This is a genomic window from Bradyrhizobium sp. (assembly GCF_019242285.1).
Classification (GTDB): domain Bacteria; phylum Pseudomonadota; class Alphaproteobacteria; order Rhizobiales; family Xanthobacteraceae; genus Bradyrhizobium.
In genome coordinates, this window is record NZ_JAFAVV010000488.1 from 1 (window position 1) to 4,011 (window position 4,011).

4 protein-coding genes and 1 pseudogene are annotated in these 4,011 nt (G+C 67.2%); all 5 read left to right on the top strand.

Annotated elements, in window-relative coordinates:
• Positions 1-367, top strand: a pseudogene (locus JOY90_RS19340) (UDP-3-O-(3-hydroxymyristoyl)glucosamine N-acyltransferase); the annotation flags it as partial.
• Positions 367-825, top strand: coding sequence for a 3-hydroxyacyl-ACP dehydratase FabZ (gene fabZ, locus JOY90_RS19345; protein WP_291692714.1), 459 nt, complete (start codon positions 367-369; stop codon positions 823-825). The pseudogene JOY90_RS19340 and the gene fabZ, both read left to right, overlap by 1 nt.
• 146 nt (positions 826-971) lie before the next feature.
• The gene (lpxA, locus tag JOY90_RS19350) at positions 972-1,775 is read left to right on the top strand and encodes an acyl-ACP--UDP-N-acetylglucosamine O-acyltransferase (protein WP_291692711.1); all 804 of its coding nucleotides are present in this window, start codon (positions 972-974) and stop codon (positions 1,773-1,775) included.
• Between the two features lie 2 nt (positions 1,776-1,777).
• Positions 1,778-2,635 carry an LpxI family protein gene (locus JOY90_RS19355; RefSeq protein WP_291692712.1) on the top strand — a complete coding sequence of 286 codons (858 nt, stop codon included), beginning with the start codon at positions 1,778-1,780 and terminating at the stop codon, positions 2,633-2,635.
• Positions 2,635-3,831 (top strand): lipid-A-disaccharide synthase, encoded by a 1,197-nt coding sequence (gene lpxB / locus JOY90_RS19360; RefSeq protein ID WP_291692713.1) that lies wholly within the window; start codon positions 2,635-2,637, stop codon positions 3,829-3,831. The genes JOY90_RS19355 and lpxB overlap by 1 nt, the downstream gene beginning before the upstream one ends.
• Positions 3,832-4,011: the final 180 nt, after the last annotated feature.

A 4,011-nucleotide genomic window follows, 5' to 3' on the forward strand; every position in this document is an offset into this window, starting at 1 on the left:
GACCATCGACCGCGGTTCCCTGCGCGACACGGTGATCGGCGAGGGCACCAAAGTCGACAACCAGGTCCAGATTGGCCACAATGTGATCATCGGCAGGCACTGCCTGCTCGCGGCCCAGATCGGGCTCGCAGGCAGCCTGACGATCGGCGACAACGTTGCGCTGGGCGCCAAGGTGGGCATCAACAACCACCTCAAGATCGGCGACGGTGCCCAGGTGACGGCGATGAGCGCGGTCAAGGACGACATCCCGGCCAATGGCCGTTGGGGCGGGCATTTTGCCAAGCCGACCAAGCAGTGGTTCAGGGAAATTATCGCTGTCGAGCGCCTGGTGCGCGACAACGAAACAAAGGGCGAGGGTAAGGAGTGATGGAGGAGGCACCGGTCAGGTTCGAGCTGGTGGATATCAACGATATCCTGAAGACGCTCCCGCATCGCTTTCCGATGTTGCTGATCGATCGGGTCGTCAAGATCCGCACCGACTACAGCGGCATCGGCATCAAGAACGTCACCGTCAACGAGCCGGTATTCCTCGGCCATTTCCCGGAGCGGCCGATCTATCCGGGCGTGATGATGATCGAGGCGATGGCGCAGACCGCTGGCGTCATCGGCATCAAGTCGGTGGAAGGCACAGACAAGCCACGCGCGGTCTATTTCCTCACCATCGACAAATGCAAGTTCCGCAAGCCCGTGATGCCCGGCGACACCATCGAATATCACATGAAGAGCCTCGGCCGCCGCAACACCATGTGGTGGTTCCACGGCGACGCCAGGGTGAACGGCAAGACGGTCGCGGAGGCCGATGTCGGCGCGATGCTGACGGATTGAGTGAGCCCCCCACTCGGCCCGCGTTCGCGGATAGGAGCGAAATATCGCGCCATGATCCGTGACTTTACAGGCCCGGTGTCGCGCGCTACGCAGACGCGAAAATCCGAAATGTCGGCCATCATTCGAACCGCTGGAATTTGCCACGCATGAGCACGATCGATCCGACCGCACGGGTTGAGGATGGCGCCACAATCGGCGAAGGCACGATCATCGGGCCCTATTGCATCATCGGTCCGCACGTCTCGGTCGGCGCCAATTGCCGACTGCTCGGACACGTCCAGGTGATGGGGCACACCACGATCGGCGAAGGCTGCGTGATCTCGCCGTTCGCAGCACTCGGCGGCGCGCCGCAGGATCTCTCCTATCGCGACGAGCCGACGCGGCTCGAGATCGGCGCGGGCTGCACCATCCGCGAAGGCGTGACGATGAATGTCGGCACCAGGAAGGGTGGCGGACTGACCCGCGTCGGCGCGCGCGGCTTCTTCATGAACAACAGCCATGTCGGCCACGACTGCAGCGTCGGCAACGACGCGATCTTCGCGACGTCGGCGACGCTCGGCGGCCACTGCGAGATCGGCGATTTCGTCTATATCGGCGGCCTGTCGGCGGTGCATCAGCTCGCCCGCGTCGGCTCGCAGGTGATGATCGGCGGCGTCTGCGGCGTGCGCGGCGACGTCATTCCGTACGGGCTCGCCAACGGGCAATATGCCGCGCTCGAGGGCCTCAATGTCGTCGGCATGAAGCGCCGCAAGTTCACGCGCGAGCGGCTCGCGATCGTGCGGTCGTTCTACCAGAAGCTTTTTCTCAGCCCCGGCGTGTTCGCCGAGCGGCTGGAGCGGGTGCAGGAATTGGCGGGCCAGGACCCGGCGATCGCGGAAATCCTTGCCTTCATCGCGGCCGGCAGGCATCGCGCGCTGTGTCTGCCCGCCGGCCACAATTCCGCGTCCTGATCATGGCTGCGCCGGCGTCAGAGATTTCCTCGCCCGTCGGTGTGATCGCCGCCGGCGGCACGATGCCTTTCGCGGTGGCGGATTCGCTCGCTGCACGCGGCATCGACGCGGTGCTGTTCGCGCTCAGGGGCATCTGCGATCCGGAGCGGGTTGAGCGCTTCCGGCATCACTGGATCTCGATCGGGCAGATCGGCCGCGCGACGAAACTGTTCCGTGCCGAGGGCTGTCGCGATCTCGTCTTCATCGGCACGCTGGTGCGGCCGGCGCTGTCGGAGATCCGGCTGGACTGGGGCACGCTGCGCGTGCTCGGCCAGGTCTGGGCGGCATTTCGCGGCGGCGACGATCATCTGCTGTCCGGAATCGGCAATATCCTCGAGCGCGATGGCTTCCGCATGGTCGGCATCAAGGACGTCGCGCCCGATCTGTTGATGCCGCAGGGCTGCATGACCCGCATCTCGCCGGACGAGGAGGCGGTTGCCGACATCGCGCGCGGCCGCGAGGTGCTGGCGGCGCTGAGTCCGTTCGACATTGGCCAGGCGGCCATCGTGATCGACGGCCACGTCGTGGCGGTCGAGGACATCGAGGGCACCGACGGGCTGCTGGCGCGGGTCGCGCGGTTGCGCGAGCAGAACCGCATTCGCACCGCCGCCGGGCGCGGCGTGCTGGTCAAGGCACCGAAGCGGGGACAGGACCTGCGCTTCGACCTGCCGACCATCGGCCCGCGGACGGTCGAGGGCGCCGCCAATGCCGGGCTCGCCGGCATCGCGGTCGCCGCCGGCAACACGGTGCTCGCCGAGCCCCAGGCGATGATCGAGGCTGCCGATGCGGCCGCGCTGTTCGTCACCGGTGTTTCGGCGTGATGGCACGTCCGCCGGCTGCGAATGTCGCACGCAGGATTTTCCTGATCGCGACCGAGGAATCCGGCGACCGGCTCGGCGCCGGGTTGATGAAGGTGCTGCGCCAGCGGCTCGGCGGGGCGGTCGAATTCGAGGGCGTCGGCGGCCGGATGATGGCGCGCGAGGGCCTTACGTCGCTGTTTGCGATCGAGGAATTGTCGATCATGGGATTTTCCGCCGTGATCCGCCAGTTGCCGAAGATCCTGCGGCTGATCGAACAGACCACCGAGGCCGTGCTCGCCGCGGCGCCCGACATTCTCGTCATCATCGACAGCCCGGATTTCACCCATCGCGTCGCGCGGCGGGTGCGGGCGCGGGCGCCGTCCATCCCGATCGTCGACTATGTCTCGCCCTCGGTCTGGGCGTGGCGGCCGGGCCGGGCGCGCGCGATGCGTGCCTATGTCGACCACGTCTTCGCGCTGCTGCCGTTCGAGCCGGACGCCTATCGGGAGCTGCGCGGGCCGCCTTGCAGCTTCGTCGGCCACCCCCTGATCGAGCAACTCGTCACGCTGCGGCCGAGCGCCGAGGAGCAGGCACGCCGTGACGCCGAGCCGCCGGTGCTGCTGGTGCTGCCCGGCAGCCGCCGCGGCGAGATCAGCCATCACCTCGCGGTGTTCGGCGCGGCGCTGGGGCGGCTCCGCGATGAAGGCATCGCGTTCGAACCGGTGCTGCCGACCATGCCGCATCTGGCCGAGACCGTGCGCGACGGCATCAAGGATTGGCCAGTCGTGCCGCGGATCGTCGTCGGCGAACAGGACAAGCGGGCGGCGTTCCGGATCGCGCGCGCCGCGCTCGCCAAGTCGGGCACGGTGACGCTCGAGCTCGCGCTGTCGGGCGTGCCGATGGTGACGGCCTATCGGGTCGGCCGGCTCGAAGCCTTCATCCTGTCGCGGGCGATCCGGGTGCAGAGCGTGATCCTCGCCAATCTCGTGATCGGCGACAATGTGATTCCCGAATATCTGCAGGACGACTGCTCAGCGGACAAGCTCGCCGGCGCCTTGCAGCAGGTGCTGGCCGACACGCCGTTGCGCCGCCGCCAGAGCGAGGCGTTCGCCAGGCTCGACGCGATCATGGCCGTCGGCCAAGCATCGCCCAGCGTGCGCGCCGCCGACCTCGTGCTGGCAACGATGCGGAAGGGACGGGGCGTTGGCCGGGGCTGACGCGGGATATCAGTCCTGTCCAGGCAATCTCTCACCATGAATGTATCGGTCGGCGCGTGATGCCCAATGAACGGCGCGGTCGGGGGGCGGCGCCCGGTGGCCCGTTCCGAGTGGCGTCATCTGGCCGCAGCGATCCGGGCTGGCCCATCATATTAGAGACCCCTTGCCATGAACATCGAT